This window comes from Thermosipho sp. 1070 (genome assembly GCF_001682135.1).
Classification (GTDB): Bacteria; Thermotogota; Thermotogae; order Thermotogales; family Fervidobacteriaceae; genus Thermosipho; species Thermosipho affectus.
Genome location: NZ_CP007121.1, coordinates 1,438,709 through 1,462,936, shown reverse-complemented (window position 1 = coordinate 1,462,936; position 24,228 = coordinate 1,438,709). Strand labels below are relative to the sequence as shown.

The window sequence follows — 24,228 nt, the reverse complement described above, 5'->3', positions numbered from 1 at the left end:
AAAATTCAGTCGTAAAATCTTTTATCCTTTCCCACCATATTTTTATAAAAAATAATCATCAAAAAACCATTAATAAAATAAAACACCGAACTTATTAAAAATATAATCATATACCCTTTACTTGACAATGCTAAAACAGAGAACAATATTGCTGCAAATGCACGACTGACGTTATTTGCGAAATTCCTTATACCAGTACTAGATGCTAAAATATTGGATGGAAGATAAGATAATACGAGTGTGTTGAAAATAGGATTAACCATATTCATAATAGTAAATCTACCTATATAAATTGTTGTAAACGTTATTGGTTCCCTTATAAATGCCAATAATAAAATTAAAATAGGAACAACCATATTTGATAACATTAAAACCTTTGCAGCTCCAAATTTTTTACCCAGTTTATGCGAAAAAGTTGAACCAATACTTGTACCTAGCTGTGCCAATGCAAGTATAAAACCTATAAAAGTAGCAGTCAAAGAAAATAAATCGTAAAAAATTACATTTCCAAAATGTATGAATAATCCTGCACCAAATCCCACGCTTGCAGTTGAAAAGATATAAAATGCAAATATTTTCTTTTGAAACTCATTTAATTTAACATTTTCAACTTTCACCTTATTTTCAATTATATTCATCACTGGCAAAATCGAAAAAAACCTTAAAACCATAGCAAGTATCATTGTAAATCTAAACCCTAACAAATCACCCAAAAATCCGCCTATTCCATTTCCTAAAACACCCGTAAACATATTAACCCCAAAATTCAATCCAAAATACTTTGCCCTGTTCTTATGATGCGTATTTTCAACCAAAAATACATCAGTTAAAAGTCTAATAGAAGCGTTAAAACCTCCAAATAAAAATGAAAAAACATAAAGCAACATTAAATTTGAAGGATTCAAACGTAATATAGCAAAAAGAGAAACCAATGGTTGAACAACAAATAACATCTTTTTTCTACCGTATTTATCCGATAAAATTCCTATTATTAAACCCAAAATGGCACTACCCCAAAGATTAACAGACATTATGGTTCCTATAATGTCGTTTTGATATCCTAAATTTTTTAAGTACAAATTAAACAACACCTGATAAATATTTCTTGAAATCCCATTAATCAAAGTAAAAAATATAATTCTATTCGCAATAGCCATATAATCTCTCCTTATATTTAGCTTTACAAACTAATTATACCTTAAAATAAAAAAACTTCCAGGTTCTCACCTGGAAGTTATATAAAATGATTTACCAATCGAATATCCTATTAAAGCCCCAAAAACAACATCACTTAACCAATGATAATTTCCAACTAACCGTGAAAAAGAAAACAAAAAGGGTACTAAATAAAAAAAGTCACCATATCTTTCAGCAATTGGCGTAAAAAGTGCCCATGCAAATGCGCTATGTCCCGAAGGAAATGAATGATTTTTACCTTCAAAGGAAAAAAAATTAAAAACAAATGGTTTTTCATAACTATTAGGTCTTCCTCTACCAATAATCATTTTTAAGGAATATGTTATCACACTTGTAAATCCAACACTTTCAACCATTGTAAACGAAGTATATGGATCATCAAAACAAACTAAAAAAGATGTAATTCCCAAAAACGTCAAAAAATCCAATTCGCCCATACTGTTTATTTTCTCAATAATAACATTGTTAAACATTGATAAATCTAAACTATTTACATAATCATCTAATAAAAAAGTTCCAGAAAATAAAAAAATATTCTCTAGTCGATAATTTACAGATTCAACATCTACTAGAACTTCATCCAAAGAAAATGAAAAAATAAATGTAGAAATAATAATTATTATCAATATAATTTTTTTCATATCTATATTATACCAAAAATCAAATTACACAACATACCTTTTTACTTTTAATTTTCAAAAAATTACACACATAATCATAATCTGTAGTTTTAGTAAGTTATTAATAAAACTATTCTAAGTTCTAAAATTCTTCAAGTATTGTATCGCTTTCTATCATGACCATCTATTCACTTGACATTCTCAAAATAAGATAATATAATGTATGTGTATTCACTCAATGAACGAATATACGGAGGTGTAACTATGAGTAAATTATATAGCAAGATAATAGAAAAAAAAGCATTAATTGGTGTAATGGGCTTAGGATACGTTGGACTACCACTTGCAGTTGAAAAAGCAAGAGCAGGTTACAAAGTTATCGGTTTTGACATACAACAAAAAAGAGTAGATATGGTAAATTCAGGACAAAATTATATAGGTGATGTTCAAGATGAAGAACTAAAAGAATTAGTTTCAAAAAAGATACTCAGTGCAACAACAAATTTTGATGAACTTTCAAAATGTGACGTTGTGAGTATTTGTGTGCCTACTCCTTTAGATAAATTTAAACAACCTGATCTTTCATACATTATTCAAACTTCTAAAGATATCGCAAAAAGACTTCACAAAGAACAGCTTATAATACTTGAAAGCACCACCTATCCTGGAACAACGGAAGAAGTAGTTTTACCTATTTTACTAGAAACAGGCTTAAAAATTGGAAATGATTTTTATCTAGCATTTAGCCCTGAAAGGGTAGATCCAGGAAATATTAGGTATAAAACAAGAAATACTCCAAAAGTAGTTGGAGGCATCACAAAAGAATGTACAAAACATGCAAAAGCATTGTATGAAAATGTCTTAGATGCTCCTGTATTTCCGGTAAGTTCGCCCAAAACAGCTGAAATGGCAAAAATTTTGGAAAATACATTTAGATTGGTAAATATTGCACTTGTACAAGAAATGACAAAAGTTGCCGAAAAAATGGATGTAAATATTTGGGAAGTAATAAATGCAGCTGCCACAAAACCTTTCGGATATATGCCATTTTACCCCGGTCCCGGAATAGGTGGTCACTGTATTCCAATTGATCCATTTTATTTATCCTATAAAGCAAGAGAATATGATTTACACCTAATGCTGGTTGAACAAGCGGGACAAATCGCAGATGAAATGCCATATTACGTTGTACAAAGACTTGGAGATATTTTAAATGAATTCAAAAAACCATTTAACGGTAGTAATATTTTAGTACTTGGAGTTGCTTACAAGGGAAATATAGACGACATGAGAGAAAGTCCTGCCCTAAAAGTAATTGAAATACTTGAAAGAAAAAAGACAAATATTTCCTATTTCGACCCATTTATACCTGAATTTGAATTAAATGGTAAAAAATATAAATCAATTAAACTCACCAAAGATAATTTAAAAAACTTTGACGGTGCTATAGTTACTACCGGACATACTTTAGGAGTAGACTATAACCTAATTATTGAGAATGTTCCGTTTGTATTTGACACAAAAAATATACTCAAAAACTTTAGAAGTGAAAATATATTTGTTTTATAATTTTGGAAGATGCTTTATCACAGTTTTTACTATTTCTACGTATTTTTCCCTCATTTGAGAATAATACACTAGGCCATCTGCAGGATGGCCTTTTTCTATTCCCGCACGTATTAGTCTGAATTTTTTATAATACGGTAATCTGTTCAAATTTAAAGCATAACTTCTCACAGAATCTTCTAAAGTTCTAAAATATTCTATCTCATATATTTCACCATCTGGCCTTTCGTCTGGTACTATTCCAGTACCAGGTTCGTATGTCCATTCGCCAAAAATATTATTTGCGTAAACGGCAAATTTACTCGTTCCCCACGCAGATTCAATAGCTGCCTGAGCAATTGCCAAATCCTCGGGAATTTTATCCACCTTTATCAATAATTCATCATATGATTTTGCATAGTACTTTTTAATAAATTTTCTCAATTTACCCAAGTCCCCTTTTTTTTTCAAAATAATGATTTTCTCTCTTTCAGCCAGAATTTCACTATTTACCTTTCTTATTATCGGCAACATTATTTTTACAAAAAGCTCTTTTCGTACATCTACCGGTGCATCTTTTAAATCTTTTGGGAATGATTTTAAATAAACTCTTGGAGGATTTTTTAAAGAAGTATATCCTATTTCATCAAAAAAATTTTTTAAATCTTTCCAACTTTCAAAACTTACCTCTATTTCTTTCTCAAATAACGGGAAATAATTAAATTCTGAATAAATAACAAAAAAATCAAATACCAAAAATGATATAATTATAATCGAAAAAAATAGTTTTTTCATACTCTCACCTCGCAATAAATATTAACATAAAATATTTGATTTTAAATTAAAGGAGGGTTAAAATGGAATTTAAGGTTGAATTTAAAGGATCCTATGCTATACTTTTCGCGCATTTAGATCCAGGAGAAACAGTTATAGGGGAATCAGGTGCAATGGTTTCTATTTCCGGAAATGTGGACATAAAGACGACAACAGGTGGAGTTTTCAAAGCCTTAAAAAGGGCTTTCCTAGGAGGAGAACATATATTTTTGAACAAATATACTGCGAAAAATAAAAGTACTATATTATTTGCTCCTAGACTCCCTGGAGATATTGATGTAATTGATCTAAATGGAACAGTGTTTTTACAATCAACTTCATATTTAGCATCAGAAGAAAATATCGATTTAGATACAAAATTTGGAGGATTTAAAACATTTTTTTCAGGTGAAGGGTTCTTTTTATTAAAATTATCTGGCATTGGTAAAGTGGCAATTTCTTCTTTTGGTGCTATATTTAAAATCACACTTCAACCAGGAGAAAAACTAACCGTTGATACTGGACATGTTGTTGCATTTGATGAAACTGTAAAATACTCTGTTAGAACTTTTGGTGGAATCAAATCCACAATCTTTGGTGGAGAAGGACTAGTAGTCGATTTTGAAGGCCCTGGTAATGTATATATACAAACCAGGAATTATCCAGATTACGTAAAATGGATAAAAAGTATCGCACCAAAAGATACGGGAAGTAGATAAATTCATAATTAATTACGAACCAAAATCACACAAACTAAGTCAAAATATATGCAAAAGTGGGAAAAAACATTTAAATATTATTAAAGCAAAAGTTTTAATTAATTATTAACACAAATGGTTCATAATAGAAACTTTGGTCTGACTAACTTTGTAACATAACTCGTGTATTATTTTAATTAGAGAAACCCCCTATCCCCCTTGAGATACACCCCCCACAGCTTTGAGCGGGCCAAAAAAAGGCCCGTATTTTTTTATTTTCCAACACAAAAATTTGAAAAAATATTATCCAACAAATCATCCGTAAATCTTCTTCCTAGTAATATATCAAATTCTTCTAAAGCCTTTCTTAAATCAAAAGATATAATATCCAATTCAAAACCTTCTTCTAAACTTTTAACCGCACGTTCCAGATATAAATTAACTCTTTCCAATATTTCTACTTGTCTTTGAGTTGTTATATGCGATGAAGTACCACTTTCCACTATATCTTTTACTTTTGATATTATTTTATTTTCAAGATTTCTTAATCCCTCTCCAGTAAGAGCACTTATTTTCACTTCGTCTTCAAATTTCTTGTTAATTTTCAAACTACTATCACATTTATTCCAAATAGGAATAAAATTATTATTTTCTATCTCTTTTAATATGAACTCATCTTCTTTCGTAAATCCGGTACTAGCATCTAATACGAAAAGTACTATATCAGCTTTTTTCATTTCCCTTAGACTTCTATCAATTCCAATTTTTTCCACGATATCTTCTGTCTCTCTAATACCAGCTGTATCTACAATGATAAATCTCACACCATTAATATCGATTTCACCTTTTATCACATCTCGTGTAGTTCCTGGGATATCGGTAACAATCGCCCTATCCTCTAAGAGCAACCTATTTAATAAAGTGGACTTTCCAGAATTTGGTTTTCCAACAATCGTCATAACAATTCCAGCGTTTAACATTAGAGCTTTTTTGCTATTTGTTACCTTGTTATCTATTTCATTTTTTATTCTAAAAATCTCTTTTACTATGTTTTTCGTATCAATTTCTATGTCATCTGGATAATCAACTGTTACTTCTATTTCAGATAAAATATTCAAAATCTCCCTACGATAGTATTCTATCTCTTCATTAAGCCCTCCATTTAAATTTTGCAAAGACATTTTTAATGAAATCTCGCTTTTTGCTTCTATTATTTGATATATGGCTTCTGCTTGAACAAGCGAAATTTTTCCATTCAAAAATGCCCTCTTTGTGAACTCTCCACGTTCTGCAAGGCGTGCTCCACTCGACAAAACAGTTTCCAATATTTTACGAGTAACAATAACTCCACCGTGAGCATATATTTCAACTAAATCATTTCCCGTATAACTTTTTGGTGATTTGAAAAATACAACATTAACTTGATCAATAACTTCATTTTCAAGATATATGTAGGTACTGTAAACCATTCTATGTTTTATTTCATCTAAATTCGTAAGTTTTTTTATAATTTCATAACTTTTTGGGCCATCTATTCTTATAACAGATATAGCCCCCGTTCCATAAGGTGATGAAATTGCCGAAATTGTATCGTACATATACAATCCTCCCTACAAAGGACTCTTTAAAATTTTATTATACCTTCTTGGAAACTTGTCTACACTTTCTTTCTTTTCAAAAATAAGTAAAACCCTCTTTTTACTCAAAATGTTATATTCAACAATTTCAGTCAATTCTACCTTTAAAACCTCAATTGCATTCTTTGCATTCTCTAATTCTTTAAGATATTCTCTACCTTTATACAAAAAAACTCTTCCGCCAACTTTCGCAAATGGTACGGTAAGTTCTAAAATAATCCTCAATTCCGCAACTGCTCTTGAAAAAACGTTATCAAAAGTTCCTTTTAAATTTTTTTGCTCTTCAATTCTTCCATGTAAAAATTCCAAATTATTTATCCCAAGCATTCTACAGGTATTTCTGATATAATCAACCTTTTTCCTAGAAGCATCAACTAATAGTCCTTTCATATGTTTAAATGCAATACCGATAAAAACTCCTGGAACTCCCCCACCAGTCCCAACATCTAAAAAATTCCCTTCTAATTTAATTTTCTCTAAAGGAATTAAACTATCTAGCGCAAGCAGGTAATAGGCAAGATTTTCATCCTTTATCGCAGTAAGATTAAACGGCGCATTAACAATTCTTTTAATGTATTCTCTTATAACATTTTCTTTCATCTTATCTTTCCTCTTAATACTAAAAATGTGTATTTTATAATCTCAATAGGAATATGTCGTTTTTTTATAGGTGATTGTAACCATCTATAAAACCATTCCAATTTCATCTTTTGAAAAAAACTGGGGGCTCTCTTTTTTGTTCCAGAAATAACATCAAAACTTCCACCAACACCCATGGCCAACTTGAAAGGAAGAAAAAAATTATTATATATCCACTCCTCCTGCTTTGGCACACCCATTCCTACAAACAAAAGTTCTGGCTTTAAAGCTTCTATCTCTTCTAGCGGTGTAAAATCATTTTCGGAAAAATATCCATGATAATACCCAACGATATTTACTCCTTCCTCTCTTAGTCTTTTTGCCGCTTCTTCCACAACCTTTGTTCTCGAACCAAGCAAATATACTTTCCAATTGTACTCTTTTGCTTTTCTACACAAATACAACATTGTATCTATACCGGTAATTCTATCCGTTAAGATATTTCTATTTCTCTTTAATGCCCATACTATTCCAGAACCATCTGGTATAATATAATTTGCTTTTTCGACTATTTTTCTATAATAACTATCCTTTAATGTACGCAAAAGTATAGAGGCATTCAAAGTAACAACAAAAGTCTTCTGACCGTCATTTATACTTCTTACTATTTTTTTTCTTACTTCTTCTTCCTTTCCAATAGTTAATTTCAATTGTGAAAAATTCACTACTTCCACATCTTCCACCTTTCTATTTTTTCAAATACAAAAAATCCCGGAAACCCGGGACTGGTGCCGAGGGCGGGATTTGAACCCGCACGGGAGAACCCACATGATCCTGAGTCATGCGCGTCTGCCAATTCCGCCACCTCGGCTCAACCACATATTATTATATCACACTTCTTCTACCATTTCTTCTTTAACAAACAACTTTTCAAAAATTATTTTCGGCGATTGTATTCCATTGAAATTTGTGCTGTATTCTGTTGTATATGCCCCTGTATTGTACAATACTAACAAATCATCCATAGTAGTACTTTCAGGAAGTTCTATATCATAGTACATTACATCTACACTGTCGCAAGTAGGTCCTGCAAGGACAAAAGAACATTTACTCTCTCTTTCCTTTCCTATAACTTCAACTTCATACTTTATATTTTGAATTGTTTCAGTTAAACCATGAAAAACTCCTGCATCCGTATAAACCCAATTTTCGTCTCCTTTTTTACTCCTAAGTATCACACTAGTTACCATTGCTCCAGCATTCCCGACCATAGAACGTCCCGGTTCTAAAACTACTAAGGTGTCTTCCCCTATATATTCAACAATTGATTTATTTATAACGTCACAAATTTCTTCAATTTGCGGTATCTCTTTTGAATACTTCACCGGCATTCCCCCACCGGTGTTTACCATATACATATCTATTCCCATTCTTTTTGCCTCTTCAAATATTACGGATACTTCTCTAATAGCCACTTGCCAATTATCAGGTCTATAGTTTTGGGAACCCACGTGAAAACTAACTCCAATGGGATTTAACCCTAACTTACTTGCATATTTTACTAACTTTATTGCATGATCAACGCTTGTTCCAAACTTTCTTGTAAGTGGCCAATCTGCATCATCTTCCATACCATTAGTACTTATTCTAACGTATATATCTGAACTTGGCGCATTACTTGCTATTTTTTCAAGTTCCATTTCACTATCTACCGCAAACATTCTTATTCCATTTTCATATGCAAAAACAATATCTGATGCTTTTTTAATAGTATTTCCAAAACTCATTCTATGTGGTTCCACACCTAAAGACAGTAATTTTTCTATCTCAGGTTTAGACGCCACATCAAAATAGCTACCTAAATCTCTTAAAAGCTTTAGAATTTCTACATGGGAGTTGGCTTTAACAGCATAGTAAATTCTAGAGTTTTTAACATTTTTAACTAATTTTTCGTAATTTTCCTTAATCACATCTAGATCCATTACTAAAACAGGTGTTCCAAAGTTTTTTGCAAGTTTTTTTAACTTTTTATTAATCAATTCTTTAGTCACTTACCCCACTCCCTTCCTGTTAAAATCTAAATAAATAATAAAACAATTAATGCTACATTAAAACGTTTATTATTTTAACATTTCACTACAAAAGGTTACAATTCAGGAGTGAGGTTACATGAACAAATACATTAAATGTGCTACTATCCCAGCAACTAATCCCCCAACAGTATGCGAAAGAATAGCTTTTCCAGTAAGGTGCCTGTATCCCAATTCATCCATCATAGCAATATGTGTACTTAGATATCCACTCCAAGTCATTCCCATAGCGGTAAAAACGGCAATATCATTTGGTGTTACAATATTCATATCAATAAACTTAGGTATAAGTGCCAACGCTGCTCCTGTAGAACCAAGAGATGTTAATGGAAAGGCAATTAATTCTGGACTTGAAAAACCAAAAAGCCATTTCAAGATAACAAATATCTTCTTACCAATATAAGGTAAAATGGGTATTCCTTCATATGCAAGACCCTGGTACCCTATGCTTGGATCTTTTGGACCAAAGGTTATGATCATAACAAAAGTACTTATCACAAGTACTCCAGGTATAATTCCAATTCCTATATCTACACCACTTTTCCCCCCATCGAGGAGTGCTTCCAAAAATCTTTCCATAATACTACCATGCCTTGAGCTACTATAGTATTTTTCAGAAACAAATTTTTCATTTGAGGAATTACCCAATTCCCTCTTTGTATAAAAAGAAAATATCCTTACACTTGTAACACTACCAACTAAAGCACCTATATTCCCAATTAAGACTGCAGGAAAAAGATTAATTCCCATACGTACACCCTGAGCTACCATAAAAGTTGAAACAATTAATCCCATCCCAAACGATGTGCCAAGGTTACACAAAAGAGGCTGTTGCCATTTCTCAAAATTTTTCATAAATCTTTTATCTTTAGCAAGAGCTATAATAGCAGGATTATCTGAAAAGTAAGTTGTTAAAATCCCCATTGCAGCAACTCCAGGAAGATTATAAAGAGGTTTTATAAAAGGCTTTAAAAGTACATCAATTAAATCTGCAACTCCAAATTCAAACAAAAGCCCGGAAAAAGCCCCCGTTATTACAGCAATTGACATTATAAAAAAGACAGTATTTATTAACAAATCATGTGCAGTGAGCATTAACGTTTTAAAAAAATTAGAAACTCCCATGTAGGAGTTTACAAATATAAAGAGTAATATTAAAATTCCTAAAAAAACTAAAGCTTCTGCCCTAATTTTTTTCACAATTATCCCCTTTCTCAGTCCAATTTTAGAAAAATCAAAATCACTCCAACTAATAAAGATATAACACCTACCAACATAGCATGCAAGGACTGAGAAATGGCATATGAAGCTATTAAAATCACCAAAAGCTTAAAAAAGCTCCCTATAATCCTTTTACGGACTCTTTTAATGGAAAAAAGCGAATATTCAAATCTGTCTTTTCCAAGTGCAAGTACTAATATTCTAAACCTAACATCAATAGAGTAAATTTCACGTATAATTCTATATATTTGATATAAAGTAGAAATAAGTAAAAAAAACAAAAAGCACAATATTCCAGATGATATAAAATACCATCCAAGGATTCCAAATCCAAGAACCATTATCTCATTAAAAAATCTAAATGTGTTATATTTAAAAAATGAATTCGAAATAACTATAAAAAACACAGTCAAAACAGAAATCAGGAGCCCCAAGGCTCCTGAGATCAAAGAAATTAAAAAGGCATTAATCATTATTATCTTCACCGCCATTTTTGAACATTTCAGAAATAGCACCTATACTTCCCAAAATTCCCGAAACTTCTACTGGTAAGAATATTTTAGTAGCATTACCATTTGCAACTTCTTTTAACGTTTCAAGATATCTAATTGCTATAACATCATTTGTTGGTTTTCCTTCATGTATAGATTTAAAAATGTACATTATAGCTTCTCCTTGCCCTTGTGCTTCAGCAATTAATTTATATTTATTTGCTTCTGCTACCTTCTTAATAGCTTCTGCCTCACCTTCTGATTTTAAAATTGCCGCTTGTTTTTGACCTTCTGCTTTTAAAATTTCAGACTGTCTTATTCCTTCTGCTTCAAGAATTGCAGCCCTCTTAGTCCTTTCAGCTTTCATTTGTTTGCTCATTGCTTCCATAATATCTTTTGGTGGATCTATTTTCTTTATTTCTACTCTTGTAATACGAATTCCCCATTTATCTGTTGCCTCATCAAGTACTGTACGAAGTTTTGTGTTAATTCGTTCTCTTGAAGTTAAAGTCTGATCCAATTCTAACTCACCAATAACGTTTCTTAAATTAGTTTGCGCAAGTTTTATAGTCGCAAATTCAAAATTACTTACGTTATAAACTGCCTTGTATGCATCGGTAATTTCGTAATATATAACCGCATCTACCGTTACAACCACATTATCCTTTGTAATAACCTCTTGGGGTGGTACATCAATTACGTGTTCCCTTAAATCTACCTTTATCATCCTATCAAAAAATGGAATTATAAAATGTATACCCGCTTTTAATTCTTTTTTAAATTTTCCCAATCTTTCCACTAATCCTCTTTCATATGGCCTAACAATCTTTATACCAGATAAAGCTACTATAAACAAGAAAAATATAAAAATCAAAAATAACAAGTACATCAATCTCCCCCCTCATTTTCCAGTTTTGTCACAACCAAATGAGCTCCTTCTACCTTTAAAATTTTCACATATTTTCCCTTTTCGATTATTTCATCTTCTTTTGAAAAAGCCCTCCAAGTATCTCCATTAACCTTAATAATCCCTTTACCAGATTTATTATCAATATCTTCTAAAACTAAAGCCTTCTTTCCAATAATATCATCAATATTTATTTTCCTTGTTTGTTCTCCCGTTATCTTATCCACAAGAGGTCTTGTAAAAACAACCAATATCCCAGAAACTACTATAAACACGACAAGCTCCCAAATCGTATTTCCAATAAAATAAGCAACTAAAGATGATACTAAAGCCCCTACTCCAAACCAAAATATAAAAAATGTTGGTATTAAAATCTCCATTACCATTAAAATCAGACCCAATACAATCCAAAATACAACTGGATTAATTATACCACCCCCTCACTTTTCAAAAATTCTTCAAATTTTTCAACTAAATCAGGATCAAAGTATTTTCCAGACAATTTTTTAATTAATTCCAAAGCCTCTTTTGGCGTCTTTAATGAAGCCTCCCACTCAGACGAAATAAAATGAGTTGTCTCATCAAAAAAATCAATTATTGCGATAACACGTGCATAAAATGGTATCTGTTTACCAGATAATCCATCGGGAAATCCTTTTCCATCCCACCGCTCATGATGATATCTAACAGTGGGTATATATTCCCACAAAACGTCAAACATTGAAAGAAAAATACTTCCCATTATAGTGTGATCTTGATAATTTTCTTCAAAAAGACTTATTCTTGTTGGCGAATACAGCATCACCTGTTCCAAGCTTATTTTCCCAACATCATGTAAATAAGCATGCCTTACAAATTTTCTTAATTCTTTTTCATCCATTCCTAAAAATTTTCCAAATTTTTCCGCAAGTTTTGAAACTCTTTGCGTATGGCTAAAACCTTCTTCATCTTCTACTTCACTTAAAACTATAATATTTACCAATAAATTGACAATAATCTCTTCTGCCTTTTCTTTTGTTAATATATTTAAATGCCCCTTCAATACCTTTTCCATAACAATAGGAATTAACTCATAATAATTTTCATCATCCACAATTTCAAATAATACTTTGTTATCCTTTTCTATTTTCAGAAATTTTTCTTCTTTAAATACATTTACCCTTTTTTCTCCCTTTTTAAAACCTATTTCACTTTTATATTTTTTTACATATTTTAACAATTTTTCATTAATCAAATTCTCACCTTCTATCTTTTATCATATTCTTTATATTTTCAATAAATTCGTCTATTAATATATCTTTTTGCTCACTTCCATCTCTTTTTCTAATACTAATTTTACCACTTTCCGCCTCTTTTTCTCCTACAATAATCATGTATGGTATTTTATTTATTTGAGCATATCGTATTTTGTAACCCAAAGTCTCATTTCTATCATCTAATGATACTCTAATATTATTATTTTCAAGTATCTTATAAATTTCTTCTGCATAATCAACAAACTTATCGGAAACCGGCAATATAATCACTTGAATTGGTGAAAGCCACAAAGGAAACGCACCTGCAAAGTGCTCAATTAATATTCCAAAAAATCTTTCCAAAGAACCGTATTTAGCAGTATGTATCATAACAGGTCTTTTCTCGCTGCCATCTTTATCAACATAACTAATTTCAAACCTTTCAGGCATTTGAAAGTCCAATTGTATAGTTGCACATTGCCACTCTCTTCCTAAGGAATCTTTTACGTGAAAATCAACTTTTGGACCGTAAAAAGCACCTTCACCTTCTGCTATATCAAAGTTAAGATTTATATCCTCTAAAACTTTTTTCAAAGCATCAGTTGCTTTATTCCAAGTTTCCTCATCTCCCATGTGATCTTCTGGCATTGTACTTAAAGTTGCTCTATATGAAAATCCAAATGGTTTGTACAATTCATCTATTAATTTAACTACTTTACTAACTTCTTCTTCTATTTGATCTTGTCTACAGAATATATGTGCATCATCCTGAGTAAATGCTCTTACCCTTAAAAGTCCGTGCAATACTCCACTTCTTTCATATCTATGAACCTTCCCAAACTCAAATAACCTAATAGGTAAATCTCTATAAGAAACTACATCGTTTTTGTAAATTAAAATATGTCCAGGACAATTCATAGGTTTTATTGCATATTCTATTTCTTCTTTTTCCGTAAAATACATATTTTCCTTATAGTGATCCCAATGACCACTTTGATGCCAGAGCTTAACATTCATAACTAATGGAGTTATCACTTCAGTATAACCATATTTTTTATGTAATTCTCGCGAAAAATTCATTAACTCATTTAAAATAGTTGCACCTTTTGGCAAAAAGATGGGCATTCCGGCTGCAACTTCACTATTTATAAAAAACAACCCCAACTTAGGTCCCAGTTTTCTGTGATCTCTCTTCTTGGCTTCTTCAATCATTCTTAAGTAATTATCAAGTTCTTCTTTTGAAGCAAAAGATGTTCCATATATCCTTTGGAGCATTGGATTTTTTTCACTACCTCTCCAATATGCGCCAGATACTGAAAGCAATTTAAAATGCTTTATCATTCCAGTCCTTGGCAAATGAGGTCCTCTACACAAATCAACAAATTCCCCCTGCTTATAAAAACTAACCTTTTTATCATCAATTTCTTTTATTAATTCTACCTTGTAAATTTGTCCCTTACTTTTCATTAATTTAATTGCCTCATCTTTTGGAAGTTCAAACCTTTCAATTGGCAAATCTTCTTTTATTATTTTCTTCATTTCTTTTTCAATTTTTTCCAAATCTTCTTCTTTAATAGTAGCGTTTACAATATCAAAATCATAATAAAATCCATTTTCAATGGTTGGACCAATGCCCAACCTCACATTTTCAGCACCGTATATCCTCATAACCGCTTGTGCCAAAATATGTGACATTGTATGTCTGTATATTTCAGGTGCTTCTTCATCTTTTTTTGTAATTATTTTCAATTCACAGTCAAATTCAATTGGTCTATTCAAATCCCACAATTTCCCATTAACCAACGCACCTACTGCGTTTCTAAATAACCCCTCACTAATATTCTTTGCTATCTCCCCTGGTGTAATACCACTATTAAACTCTTTTATACTGCCATCTGGGAAAGTAACCCTCATAAATAATACCTCCTATCTATACTCTATTATTTTCTTTTTTAACAAATAAAAATTAAAACCAAAAGCAATTAATATGGAAATAATAAAAACTATATTCCTTTCAACAAAAATTCTAATACCAAAATAAACAATAATCTCCAATAACGAAAGCACCCATAATTTCAAGAAATTATCCCTAAATGATTCCAATAACAAAATAAAAAAGATTATAAGTATGTTAATTATTCCAAACTCCTTAAATACAACAAAGGAATATAAACTCAAAAAAACAACATATCTCAAAGCTTTCTCAAAACTAAAATCAACTACAGATTCCAAAAAGAAAAACAAAGGGAATAATACAAAAAGATCGCTAAAAGTTAAATCAAAACTTATAAATAAAACTGGAAGCGTCCACAAAACTATTCTTAAAATCATAGACCAAGCTCCTTGGAAATTTCTTTCATAGCTTCCAAAGACTTTTCAAAAAATTCTTCAAGTTCCATTCCAAATTCCTCACAACTTTTCATTTGTTCCCTATTTGCTCCTTTTGCAAATGATTTTTCTTTAAACCTTTTTAATAAAAATTTAACATCCACAGGCTCTAACTTCTTTTCCGGTCTAATAAGAGCTGATGCAACGATAAAGCCAGTGGTTGGATCAGCTGCATAAATTACCTTTTCCATAAGTGTTTCCCTTCTTTTTTTACCACAATGTGCTAAAATTGCATTTTTTATACTATCACTTACACTATCTCCCAATATTTCTACTGTTTTCAATCCATGGAGTGCAGGATCATTTTTTGTGTATTCATAATCTAAATCGTGAAGAAGTCCCGCAATTCCCCACTCCTCTTCATCTTCGTTAAAATGCTTTGCAAATTTTCGCATTAACGCCTCTGTGGCAATACAATGTTTTATAAGATTTTTTGTTTTTATGTGTTCTGTTAATAATTCAAACGCCTCGTTTCTATTCATTCTTACACCTCCATATTTATAGTATATCACAAACCACACTCTATTATACTTGAAAATAACCTAACAAATTAATTTTTCTTTAATTTTTACTTTTTTTATTTTTTAACCACATAAAAGTATAATCTAAAAAAAAATAAGGAGGAATTTTATGTGCAATACGTATAAGTTAAGATGCATAACATGTGGTAAGTTGTTTGAACCATCACCAACTCTGTATACATGTGATAAATGTGGCCCAAGGTATGGCACAATTGAAGTAGTATATGACTACGATAAAATAAAATTAAAGAAAAGTCAATTTAACAAATGCGGCGATATTTCACAGTTTAAAGCTATTCTTCCCATAAAAGAATATCCCATTAGACAAAAAGTTGGAAATACACCTCTCCTCTCTTTCAAAAACTTTTATGGAGTTAAAAATGTAATCTTCAAATATGATGGAACCAACCCAACAGGATCATACAAAGATCGAGCAACAGCTATTGCAATTTCAAAAGCATATGAATATAACTTTGACACAATTTATTGTGCATCAACTGGGAATGCCGCAAGTTCACTTGCTGGACTAACAACTACCACTAAACTTAAAACTTTCATTTTTGTTCCATCAAATATACCGATTGCAAAACTTGCACAACTAGTAGTATACGGTGCAAATATATTAAAAATTGATGGAAATTACGATACAGCTTTTGATATTTCAATGAAAATTGGAAGTAAATTAAACTGGTATTCGAGAAATTCAGCAATTAATCCTTACCTTTTAGAAGGCAAAAAAACAGGAGCAATGGAACTTATAGTTCAATTAGATTTCAATGTGCCAGATGTTGTCTTTGTAAGTGTAGGAGACGGAACTGTGATTAGTGGAATTTTCAAAGGATTTTACGATTTTTACAAATTAAACCTAACAAATAAAATACCAAAGATAATTGGTGTTCAAGCAGAAGGTGCAGACGCCGTAACAAAAACGTTTGAAAAAGGTAGACCATACACTCCGTTTGACATTCAACCAAATACAATTGCAGATAGTATCTCAGTTGGAAAGCCAAGAGACGTTATAAAAGCATGTAAATATGTTGAAAAAAGTAAAGGAAAATTCATTAGAGTATCAGACATAGAAATACAAAAAGCAATATTTGAGCTTGCACAAAAAACGGGGATTTTTGCAGAACCTGCTGGTGCAACCGCTTTTGCAGGATTCAAAAAAGCATTAAGTCAAAAATTCATATCAAAAAATGAGTCTATTGCCATCTTTATAACTGGAAACGGATTAAAAGATGTAGATCCTATAAAAAATAATATAAAAATTAAAAAAATTCCTCCAAAATTAGAAGAAGTACTGAAGTACATAGAGGTGATAAAATGAGGATAAAATTCAAACTCAATGGGAAAGAAGTAACAAAAGAAGTTGAAGTACATAAACGTGCCATTGATTTTTTACGTGATGATTTAAAAATAACATCAATTAAGGAAGGATGTGGTGAAGGTGAATGTGGTGCTTGTACAATAATTGTTAATGGAAAAACAGTTCATTCTTGCCTTATGCTCGCAGTAGAATTAGATGGGAAAGAGATAATAACCCTTGAAGGAGTAGAAGATTCTATTAAAATGGCTTTTGTAAAAGCTGGTGCAATTCAATGTGGATTTTGTACACCCGGATTTATCATTTCCACAAAATACCTTCTAGATAACAATCCCACTCCTAGCGAAGAAGAGATAAGAGACGCACTTGAAGGAAATCTCTGTAGATGCACAGGATATATAAAAATTATCGAAGCAGTAAAGATAGCTGCAAAAGGATGTGAGAATAATGATTAAAAATTATTACTCCCCATCAACTTTAGATGAACTTCTAAAAATTAAAAATAACACAAATGGAGTGGTATTTTCAGGTGGAACAGATCTTTTTGTAAAAATGAGATACGGTATTATTAAACCTCAAACAGTTATAGACACAAAAAAAATTAAATCAGCTATAAAACTTGAAAATCGAAAATTAATAATCCCACTCAACACAACATACACAGATCTTTTGGAATTCTTAAAGAAAAACAAAACAAATTTATTTTTAGAAAAGATAATTAAACTTATTGGTTCTCCAATGATAAGAAATAGAGGCACGCCTATTGGTAATATCGCAAATGCTTCTCCCGCTGGTGATTTTATTCTTGCAACTTACCTATTAAATGGAAATATAATAATAAAACCAACAAATAGAATAATACCAATCGAAAATTTTATTTTAGGCCCTTCAAAAATCGATCTTGCACAAAATGAAATCATATACGCAATAGAAATAGATGTAAAAAATAATTACAAATTCTTCTTTGAAAAGGTGGGAAAAAGAAATGCTATGATAATTTCAATAGCAAGTATAGCTGTATTACTTAAAGAAAATAATGGGAAAATAGAAGATATTTCCATTTGTTTTGGTTCTGTATCTCCAACTATATTAAGAGATAAAAATATCGAAAGCAAAATAATTGGCGAAGAGTTTTCAATTGAGTTATTTAAATACCTTGCAAATGAGTTTGAAAAATTATCCAAACCAATTAATGATGTTAGAGCAAGTAAAAGTGAAAGAAAGAAACTTGTATACAACCTTACAATAAAAGCTTTTTATAACCTTAAAAATGAGGTGGTGAGTATATGATTTATTTTAAAGAATATTTAAAACCAAAAAATTTGCAAGAAGCTTACGAAGTATTAACATCAAAAAATGCAAAAATTATAGGTGGTGCTACTTTTCTAAAACTTTCAAACCAAAGTTTTGAAACAGCAATAGATTTAATAGATGCAAAACTTGATTTTATACGGGAAAGTGAAAATGAAATTGAAATAGGTGCAATGGTAACTTTATCCGAGTTTGAAGATAATACCATTATTTCGAATCTGTATAACGGATTTCTCAAAAACATAACCGAAAATATCTTGAGCTTTCAAATGCGTAATCTTATAACAGTTGGTGGTACTATCTTCCCAAAATTTGGCTTCTCAGATCTTATAACCGGACTATTAGTTTTAGAAACAGAAGTACATTTATACAAAAATGGAAAAATAAGACTAGAAGACTTTCTAAATACAAAAATTCAAAAAGATATACTTGAAAAAATAACAATTAAGAAAAAACCTCTGGCGGTCTCATTTAAAAATATCAAAAATTCAGAATATGATTTTTCAATAATAAACATAGCCGTTTCAAAATCGGAAAATGAAGTAAAAATTGCTGTAGGCGCAAGACCAGCAATGGCAGTTTTGATAACAAAAGATCTTAATTTCTTTGAAGATATTGACAAAGCCGTAGAATCCTTATTAAATAAAATCAAATTTTCCGATGACTTAAGAGCGTCAAAAATATACAGACAAAAAGTTTGTAAAGCGTTATTAAAAAGAGCTTTAAGGGAGGTTATACAATGAGAATAAAGTTAAAAGTAAATAATAAAACTGAAGAAATAGATATTGAACCACACGAAATATTACTCGATGTTTTAAGGAAATTGGGATATTACAGTGTAAGAAGAGGATGTGACACGGGAATGTGTGGTATTTGCACTGTTCTCTTTGATGGTAAACCTATTCCATCGTGTTCAGTTTTTGCAGCAAGGGCTGATGGTCACGAAATAACTACAGTTGAAGGACTTGAAGATGCAAAAGCTTTTGCAAAATTGTTATCAGAAGAAGGAGCAGACCAATGCGGTTATTGTAGCCCAGGTCTGATTTTAAATACTGTGTATCTCAAAAAAATTGGTGTTAAAGACCTAAACAAAGCAAAAATCAAACTCATAGGTAATCTTTGTAGATGTACAGGATATGAAAGTCAGCATAGAGCTATCACGAAATTTTTGGGGGTGACAAAATGAAAGAAGTTACAAAAAACATAATAAAAAAAGATGCTTTTGGATTAATGCTTGGAAAACCCGTCTATACGAACGATTTAACTCCAAAAGATTCTTTAATAGTAAAAATTTTGCGAAGCCCCCATGCATTTGCAAAAATAAAACACATTGATATATCTGAAGCGGAAAAAATTGAGGGAATTGAATGTATATTAACATATAAAGATGTTCCAAAAAATCCAATAACACGAGCTGGACAAGGTTATCCTGAACCATCACCTCATGACTGGTATATATTAGATGAATATGTAAGATATGTAGGTGATGAAGTTGCTATTGTAGCTGGAAAAAATGAAAATGCCGTAACAAAAGCACTTAAAAAGATAAAAGTTGAATACGAAATTTTTGAACCTGTTCTTGATTTTGAAAAAGCCGAAGAACATTCATCTATAATACATCCAGAAAAAGAAGCACATTCTATGTTTGAAATAGGATTTAATGCAGCGAAAAATATTGCAGCATCGTATGAAATGCAAATTGGAGATATAGAAGAAGAACTAAAAAAATGTGAAGTAGTTGTAAAAGAACGATTTTATACGCAAGCCCAAGCCCATGTTGCATTTGAACCACATTCAGCAACTTCTTACATTGATATGCACGGAAGACTTGTAATAATCAGCTCCACACAGGTCCCATTTCACGTTAGAAGAATAATATCTGAAGCTTTTGATATACCAATAAGAAATATAAGAGTAATTAAACCAAGAATTGGTGGCGGTTTTGGCGGAAAACAAGCAGTCCACGGTGAACCATTCGTAGCAGCTGTAACACTTAAAACTGGAAAACCAGCAAAATTAATATACACACGCCAAGAAGTTTTTGAATCCACTTATCGTAGACATTGTATGAGATTCGATGTAACCTTAGGTGCCACCAAAGATGGTAAGTTAAAAGTTATTGATATGGAGGGGCTTTCTGATACAGGAGCTTATGGCGAACACGCACTTACAACTTTCATGGTTGCTGGTTCAAAAACTCTTCCTCTATACAACAAAGTAAATGCTGTACGTTTTAAAGGAAAAGTTGTGTATACAAATACAGTACCAGCAGGTGCTTATAGAGGATATGGTGCTATTCAGGCAAATTTTGCATTAGAATCTGCTCTGGATATACTTTCTCAAAAACTTGGAATAGATCCAGTAGAACTTCGAAAAAAGAACATGATGAATGAAGGTGAAACATCTCCTATATTCAAAATTATGGGAGAAGGTCGTGAAGGTGCTGAAATGATAATAAAAAGTTGTAAACTTAATGAATGTATTGAAGAAGGAATGAAATTAATAGGTTGGAAAGAAAAATATCCAAGAATAAAAGTTTCTGAAACAAAAGTTCGTGGTGTAGGAATGGCTATAGCAATGCAAGGTTCTGGAATTGCTAATATTGATATGGCATCTGCCATATTAAAACTCAATGATGATGGCTCTTTTAATTTGCTTATTGGTGCAACAGACCTTGGAACAGGAAGTGATACAATTCTTGCACAGATGGCTGCAGAAATCTTAAATGTTTCAACTGAAAATATAATTGTGTATTCATCTGACACTGATTTAACACCATTTGACACGGGAGCATACGCATCAAGTACAACATATGTATCTGGTCATGCTGTACAACTTGCCGCAGAAAAAATGAAAAAATTAATAATTAAAGAAGGCGCTAAAAAACTTGAAATTCCAGAAGAAAAGGCAGATTTTGATGGTGAGTTTATATACGAAAAAGATGGTAATAAAAGGGTATCACTAAAAGAACTTGCCACAGTGCTATATTACACAGAAAACCAAAAACAACTTGTAGCAGACGCTTCTTATGTAGGCAAAGAATCTCCACCACCTTATATGGCAGGTTTTGCAGAAGTAGAAGTAGATATTGAAACAGGGAAGGTGAAACTTATAAACTACGTAGGTGTCGTAGATTGTGGAGTAACAATAAATCCAAATCTTGCAAAAGTACAAATAGAAGGGGGAATTGTGCAAGGTATAGGCATGGCACTATTTGAAGATGTAAAATACACTAAAAATGGAAAATTATTAACAAATAATTTGATGAATTATAAGATACCATCAAGAATGGACATTGGAAATATAATTGTAAAATTTGTCGAAAGTTATGAACCAAGTGGTCCCTTCGGTGCAAAATCAGTAGGTGAAATAGGTATTGACACTCCACCCGCAGCAATAGCTAACGCCATTTATAACGCTGTCGGCGTAAGAATTACACAACTCCCAATAACCCCAGAAAAGATACTAAATGCTATAAAATAAACACCACTGTGTAAAAACTTTAACAATAAGCTGTTCCATTCGTTTCATTTATCTATAACTTAAATATTTATAAAAAAATATTTATAAAAAAACCCTCCCGACTAAAAACGGGAGGGAATTTTTACCATTAATTTATCAGTTGCTACCAAATAATAACCACCAACGCTTTGCTCCACCTAATTCATCTACCGTGGCAAGCGTAGCATCTGTTGATTCAAATGTACCATATACTGGGATTTCATAACCATTCAAAGTTACCGTTCCATTGACTGTGCAAGTTGCACCAACATTTGATCTTTCAATCCTTATCAGTGCTAAACCAGCAATGTTTGAATAATCATAGTCATTTCCAGGAATAAACTCTTCTTCACTATAAGAAACTCTTTTTCCCAAAACAATCTCATGCAATGCAGAATCAACTGTCACCGTTGCCTGCCCCAAACTCACCGATGGTGCATCAAATTTAAACTTGAAAGTTGAAGTAAAAGTAAATTCTTGAGTTGTGTTTGTTGATAAATTCAATATTTTAGAAACTTGCCTTTCTTCTTCTCTACGTGTTGCATAACTTCCAAGATATCCACCATTATAGCTTCTATCGTTTGAATCGGGACCACCTGCTATTATTTCATACTTTCCTGCATCAATATTTGAAAAGTGAGCAATTCCATATGAATCTGTCTTTGCAAAATAATCTCCACCAAAACCTTCAAGTCTCTTTAATGTAACAAAAACTCCGGAAATTCCATTATTTTGAGAATTAACCACTTTCACATCAAATGATTCAATTCCTCCACTTGTTGGTAATTCCATACCAATTGAATTTTTTGTATTAATAAGTCCATAACCTGATGAATGATCAAAACCTGCTTCATCTATATCAACAGCACCTTCTTCTATAAGCTTTCTTATCTGCCATACTTTTGCATTTGGATATTTTTGTTTTAATAATGCAACAACACCAGATACATGTGGACATGCCATTGACGTTCCCTGATAAACATCGTACAATCCGCCCTTTGAATCTTCAAAACTGTGACCTTCATAACCTTTAGATGTACTCAATGGAACTGTCGACAAAATTGAGACGCCCGGTGCTCCAACTGTTATTGCATCACTTCTATTTGAGAACCACGTTGTCCTATAGTTCCCACCATTATACTCTACTGCTGCAACTTGTATAATTCCTGGATATCCACTTGGATAATGCACATGTTGATCCGTATGATCATTACCAGCGGATACAGTTACAACTACATCGTTATCCAAAGCATAATCATATGCAGCCTTAAGTGTATAACTGTATCCCCAACCTCCCCAAGAATTTTGTAAAATATCCGCACCATGATCAACTGCCCAAATAATTCCTTCTGCAGCTTCGTCATCACCAATATACTTACCATCCGCACCATCAAAAATTACTATTGGCATTATCTTTGCCTCTGGGGCTACTCCAACGATTCCAAGAGAGTTTTCCGATGCCGCAATCGTTCCAGCAACGTGAGTACCATGAGCTCCACCAAATGATGAATCTGTTCCAGCGGAAAGCACTTCATTAGTAAGTGGTCTATAACCTTCAATAACCTGTCCTTGAAGGTCTGGATGTGTACCATCAACACCACTATCTATAACTGCAACAACTATACCATTTCCTTTATATCCCGCATCCCATGCTGCTTTTACATTTATTGCTTCAAGACCCCAAAGGTACTTTGAAAATTCCTCTTCTCCTCTTTCTGAAAACAGGGAATCTCCATTTGATTTTATCATTAAATGTTCATCAGAAACAGGTTTAGGATCAATTATCCATCTTTTGTAACTTGGCTCAACAAATTTCAATCCCTTTAAATTTAATTTCATAATCTTTTCATATGCATCTTTTACCGTACCATCAAATTTAATTGAAACAACTTTAATTTGTGGCAAATCAACAGAAATTTTACCATTCAACGCCTCTACTACTTTTTCTACATCTTCTCTATTTTCATATCCAACCAATACTTTTCCTTGTTCGTGTTCTTCCTCTAAACTGCCAAATTTTACATTGTTTACATTATTATTCTCCGGATTACTTACTATACCACTATTTAATCCACAGGAAGAAAATATCAAAAATACTATCAAAATAAGTGGAAAAATAAATTTTAAACTTTTTCTCATCTCTTTCTACC

General features: G+C 31.7%; 24 protein-coding genes and 1 tRNA gene. 8 read left to right on the top strand and 17 right to left on the bottom strand.

The genetic code is table 11. From position 1 onward, the window contains the following. Window positions 1-5 precede the first annotated feature (5 nt). Both Y592_RS07440 and Y592_RS07435 read right to left on the bottom strand, forming a co-directional pair. The gene (locus tag Y592_RS07440; RefSeq protein WP_075666358.1) at window positions 6-1,157 is read right to left on the bottom strand and encodes an MFS transporter; all 1,152 of its coding nucleotides are present in this window, start codon (window positions 1,155-1,157) and stop codon (window positions 6-8) included. Between the two features lie 66 nt (window positions 1,158-1,223). Next, a complete protein-coding gene (locus tag Y592_RS07435) occupies window positions 1,224-1,838 on the bottom strand; it encodes a phosphatase PAP2 family protein (protein ID WP_075666357.1) in 615 nt (204 codons plus the stop codon). A gap of 243 nt (window positions 1,839-2,081) precedes the next feature. Here Y592_RS07435 and Y592_RS07430 point away from each other — a divergent pair, with 243 nt between their 5' ends. Further along, window positions 2,082-3,386 (top strand): nucleotide sugar dehydrogenase, encoded by a 1,305-nt coding sequence (locus tag Y592_RS07430; RefSeq protein ID WP_075666356.1) that lies wholly within the window; start codon window positions 2,082-2,084, stop codon window positions 3,384-3,386. Here the strand turns inward: Y592_RS07430 and Y592_RS07425 are convergent. Further along, window positions 3,381-4,157 (bottom strand): glucosaminidase domain-containing protein, encoded by a 777-nt coding sequence (locus Y592_RS07425; protein WP_075666355.1) that lies wholly within the window; start codon window positions 4,155-4,157, stop codon window positions 3,381-3,383. The genes Y592_RS07430 and Y592_RS07425 overlap by 6 nt on opposite strands. A gap of 62 nt (window positions 4,158-4,219) precedes the next feature. On the opposite strand from Y592_RS07425, the gene Y592_RS07420 reads away from it, so the two are divergent. After that, the gene (locus tag Y592_RS07420) at window positions 4,220-4,894 is read left to right on the top strand and encodes a TIGR00266 family protein (protein ID WP_075666354.1); all 675 of its coding nucleotides are present in this window, start codon (window positions 4,220-4,222) and stop codon (window positions 4,892-4,894) included. A gap of 251 nt (window positions 4,895-5,145) precedes the next feature. Here Y592_RS07420 and mnmE read toward each other — a convergent pair whose 3' ends face one another. The 13 genes from mnmE to Y592_RS07355 form a co-directional block, all read right to left on the bottom strand. Next, complete coding sequence (mnmE, locus tag Y592_RS07415) at window positions 5,146-6,471, bottom strand: tRNA uridine-5-carboxymethylaminomethyl(34) synthesis GTPase MnmE (protein WP_088368936.1); 1,326 nt, start codon at window positions 6,469-6,471, stop codon at window positions 5,146-5,148. A 12-nt stretch (window positions 6,472-6,483) separates the two neighbouring features. Beyond that, window positions 6,484-7,110, bottom strand: a complete 627-nt coding sequence (gene rsmG / locus Y592_RS07410; protein ID WP_075666352.1) for a 16S rRNA (guanine(527)-N(7))-methyltransferase RsmG — start codon at window positions 7,108-7,110, stop codon at window positions 6,484-6,486. Then, entirely contained in the window at window positions 7,107-7,823 is a 717-nt protein-coding gene (locus Y592_RS07405) for a WecB/TagA/CpsF family glycosyltransferase (protein ID WP_075666351.1), read from the bottom strand. The genes rsmG and Y592_RS07405 overlap by 4 nt, the downstream gene beginning before the upstream one ends. Window positions 7,824-7,875: 52 nt before the next feature. Then, a tRNA-Leu gene (locus Y592_RS07400) sits at window positions 7,876-7,960 on the bottom strand. A gap of 19 nt (window positions 7,961-7,979) precedes the next feature. Beyond that, a complete protein-coding gene (locus Y592_RS07395) occupies window positions 7,980-9,140 on the bottom strand; it encodes a type III PLP-dependent enzyme (RefSeq protein ID WP_077287834.1) in 1,161 nt (386 codons plus the stop codon). A gap of 114 nt (window positions 9,141-9,254) precedes the next feature. Then, on the bottom strand, window positions 9,255-10,379 hold the full coding sequence (locus Y592_RS07390) for a CD0519/CD1768 family membrane protein (protein WP_075666350.1): 1,125 nt from the start codon (window positions 10,377-10,379) through the stop codon (window positions 9,255-9,257). Window positions 10,380-10,393: 14 nt separating this feature from the next. Continuing rightward, window positions 10,394-10,873 carry a hypothetical protein gene (locus tag Y592_RS07385; protein ID WP_075666349.1) on the bottom strand — a complete coding sequence of 160 codons (480 nt, stop codon included), beginning with the start codon at window positions 10,871-10,873 and terminating at the stop codon, window positions 10,394-10,396. Next, window positions 10,866-11,780, bottom strand: a complete 915-nt coding sequence (locus Y592_RS07380) for an SPFH domain-containing protein (RefSeq protein ID WP_075666348.1) — start codon at window positions 11,778-11,780, stop codon at window positions 10,866-10,868. The genes Y592_RS07385 and Y592_RS07380 overlap by 8 nt, the downstream gene beginning before the upstream one ends. Continuing rightward, complete coding sequence (locus tag Y592_RS07375; protein WP_158071832.1) at window positions 11,780-12,184, bottom strand: NfeD family protein; 405 nt, start codon at window positions 12,182-12,184, stop codon at window positions 11,780-11,782. The genes Y592_RS07380 and Y592_RS07375 overlap by 1 nt, the downstream gene beginning before the upstream one ends. Before the next feature lie 41 nt (window positions 12,185-12,225). Next, window positions 12,226-13,032, bottom strand: coding sequence for an HD-GYP domain-containing protein (locus Y592_RS07370; RefSeq protein ID WP_075666346.1), 807 nt, complete (start codon window positions 13,030-13,032; stop codon window positions 12,226-12,228). Window positions 13,033-13,036: 4 nt separating this feature from the next. Then, window positions 13,037-14,947 (bottom strand): threonine--tRNA ligase, encoded by a 1,911-nt coding sequence (thrS, locus tag Y592_RS07365; RefSeq protein ID WP_075666345.1) that lies wholly within the window; start codon window positions 14,945-14,947, stop codon window positions 13,037-13,039. 12 nt (window positions 14,948-14,959) lie between these two features. Beyond that, entirely contained in the window at window positions 14,960-15,364 is a 405-nt protein-coding gene (locus Y592_RS07360) for a hypothetical protein (RefSeq protein ID WP_075666344.1), read from the bottom strand. Beyond that, window positions 15,361-15,903 carry an HD domain-containing protein gene (locus tag Y592_RS07355; RefSeq protein ID WP_075666343.1) on the bottom strand — a complete coding sequence of 181 codons (543 nt, stop codon included), beginning with the start codon at window positions 15,901-15,903 and terminating at the stop codon, window positions 15,361-15,363. The genes Y592_RS07360 and Y592_RS07355 overlap by 4 nt, the downstream gene beginning before the upstream one ends. A gap of 148 nt (window positions 15,904-16,051) precedes the next feature. Between Y592_RS07355 and thrC the strand changes: the two genes are divergently transcribed. From thrC to Y592_RS07325, 6 genes are read left to right on the top strand one after another with little or no spacing between them, the layout of a single operon-like run. After that, window positions 16,052-17,269: a threonine synthase gene (gene thrC, locus Y592_RS07350; protein ID WP_088368934.1), complete on the top strand. Its 1,218-nt coding sequence runs from the start codon at window positions 16,052-16,054 to the stop codon at window positions 17,267-17,269. Then, window positions 17,266-17,721, top strand: a complete 456-nt coding sequence (locus Y592_RS07345; protein WP_075666341.1) for a (2Fe-2S)-binding protein — start codon at window positions 17,266-17,268, stop codon at window positions 17,719-17,721. The genes thrC and Y592_RS07345 overlap by 4 nt, the downstream gene beginning before the upstream one ends. Next, window positions 17,714-18,556 (top strand): FAD binding domain-containing protein, encoded by an 843-nt coding sequence (locus Y592_RS07340; RefSeq protein WP_075666340.1) that lies wholly within the window; start codon window positions 17,714-17,716, stop codon window positions 18,554-18,556. The genes Y592_RS07345 and Y592_RS07340 overlap by 8 nt, the downstream gene beginning before the upstream one ends. Further along, window positions 18,553-19,320: an FAD binding domain-containing protein gene (locus Y592_RS07335; RefSeq protein WP_075666339.1), complete on the top strand. Its 768-nt coding sequence runs from the start codon at window positions 18,553-18,555 to the stop codon at window positions 19,318-19,320. Before Y592_RS07340 ends, Y592_RS07335 begins: the two co-directional genes overlap by 4 nt. Next, on the top strand, window positions 19,317-19,763 hold the full coding sequence (locus Y592_RS07330) for a (2Fe-2S)-binding protein (protein ID WP_075666338.1): 447 nt from the start codon (window positions 19,317-19,319) through the stop codon (window positions 19,761-19,763). The genes Y592_RS07335 and Y592_RS07330 overlap by 4 nt, the downstream gene beginning before the upstream one ends. Then, window positions 19,760-22,060 carry a xanthine dehydrogenase family protein molybdopterin-binding subunit gene (locus Y592_RS07325; protein WP_075666337.1) on the top strand — a complete coding sequence of 767 codons (2,301 nt, stop codon included), beginning with the start codon at window positions 19,760-19,762 and terminating at the stop codon, window positions 22,058-22,060. Before Y592_RS07330 ends, Y592_RS07325 begins: the two co-directional genes overlap by 4 nt. Before the next feature lie 135 nt (window positions 22,061-22,195). Here the strand turns inward: Y592_RS07325 and Y592_RS07320 are convergent, their stop codons facing one another. Further along, window positions 22,196-24,217: a S8 family serine peptidase gene (locus tag Y592_RS07320; protein ID WP_075666336.1), complete on the bottom strand. Its 2,022-nt coding sequence runs from the start codon at window positions 24,215-24,217 to the stop codon at window positions 22,196-22,198. Between the last annotated feature and the right edge of the window lie 11 nt (window positions 24,218-24,228).

Excerpts from the sequence above, each read along its gene's own strand:
- Y592_RS07440 (WP_075666358.1), bottom strand. The coding sequence starts at position 1,157 with ATGGCTATTGCGAATAGAATTATATTTTTTACTTTGATTAATGGGATT.
- Y592_RS07435 (WP_075666357.1), bottom strand. The coding sequence starts at position 1,838 with ATGAAAAAAATTATATTGATAATAATTATTATTTCTACATTTATTTTT.
- Y592_RS07430 (WP_075666356.1), top strand. The coding sequence starts at position 2,082 with ATGAGTAAATTATATAGCAAGATAATAGAAAAAAAAGCATTAATTGGT.
- Y592_RS07425 (WP_075666355.1), bottom strand. The coding sequence starts at position 4,157 with ATGAAAAAACTATTTTTTTCGATTATAATTATATCATTTTTGGTATTT.
- Y592_RS07420 (WP_075666354.1), top strand. The coding sequence starts at position 4,220 with ATGGAATTTAAGGTTGAATTTAAAGGATCCTATGCTATACTTTTCGCG.
- mnmE (WP_088368936.1), bottom strand. The coding sequence starts at position 6,471 with ATGTACGATACAATTTCGGCAATTTCATCACCTTATGGAACGGGGGCT.
- rsmG (WP_075666352.1), bottom strand. The coding sequence starts at position 7,110 with ATGAAAGAAAATGTTATAAGAGAATACATTAAAAGAATTGTTAATGCG.
- Y592_RS07385 (WP_075666349.1), bottom strand. The coding sequence starts at position 10,873 with ATGATTAATGCCTTTTTAATTTCTTTGATCTCAGGAGCCTTGGGGCTC.
- Y592_RS07380 (WP_075666348.1), bottom strand. The coding sequence starts at position 11,780 with ATGTACTTGTTATTTTTGATTTTTATATTTTTCTTGTTTATAGTAGCT.
- Y592_RS07375 (WP_158071832.1), bottom strand. The coding sequence starts at position 12,184 with ATGGTAATGGAGATTTTAATACCAACATTTTTTATATTTTGGTTTGGA.
- thrS (WP_075666345.1), bottom strand. The coding sequence starts at position 14,947 with ATGAGGGTTACTTTCCCAGATGGCAGTATAAAAGAGTTTAATAGTGGT.
- Y592_RS07360 (WP_075666344.1), bottom strand. The coding sequence starts at position 15,364 with ATGATTTTAAGAATAGTTTTGTGGACGCTTCCAGTTTTATTTATAAGT.
- Y592_RS07355 (WP_075666343.1), bottom strand. The coding sequence starts at position 15,903 with ATGAATAGAAACGAGGCGTTTGAATTATTAACAGAACACATAAAAACA.
- thrC (WP_088368934.1), top strand. The coding sequence starts at position 16,052 with ATGTGCAATACGTATAAGTTAAGATGCATAACATGTGGTAAGTTGTTT.
- Y592_RS07345 (WP_075666341.1), top strand. The coding sequence starts at position 17,266 with ATGAGGATAAAATTCAAACTCAATGGGAAAGAAGTAACAAAAGAAGTT.
- Y592_RS07340 (WP_075666340.1), top strand. The coding sequence starts at position 17,714 with ATGATTAAAAATTATTACTCCCCATCAACTTTAGATGAACTTCTAAAA.
- Y592_RS07335 (WP_075666339.1), top strand. The coding sequence starts at position 18,553 with ATGATTTATTTTAAAGAATATTTAAAACCAAAAAATTTGCAAGAAGCT.
- Y592_RS07330 (WP_075666338.1), top strand. The coding sequence starts at position 19,317 with ATGAGAATAAAGTTAAAAGTAAATAATAAAACTGAAGAAATAGATATT.
- Y592_RS07325 (WP_075666337.1), top strand. The coding sequence starts at position 19,760 with ATGAAAGAAGTTACAAAAAACATAATAAAAAAAGATGCTTTTGGATTA.
- Y592_RS07320 (WP_075666336.1), bottom strand. The coding sequence starts at position 24,217 with ATGAGAAAAAGTTTAAAATTTATTTTTCCACTTATTTTGATAGTATTT.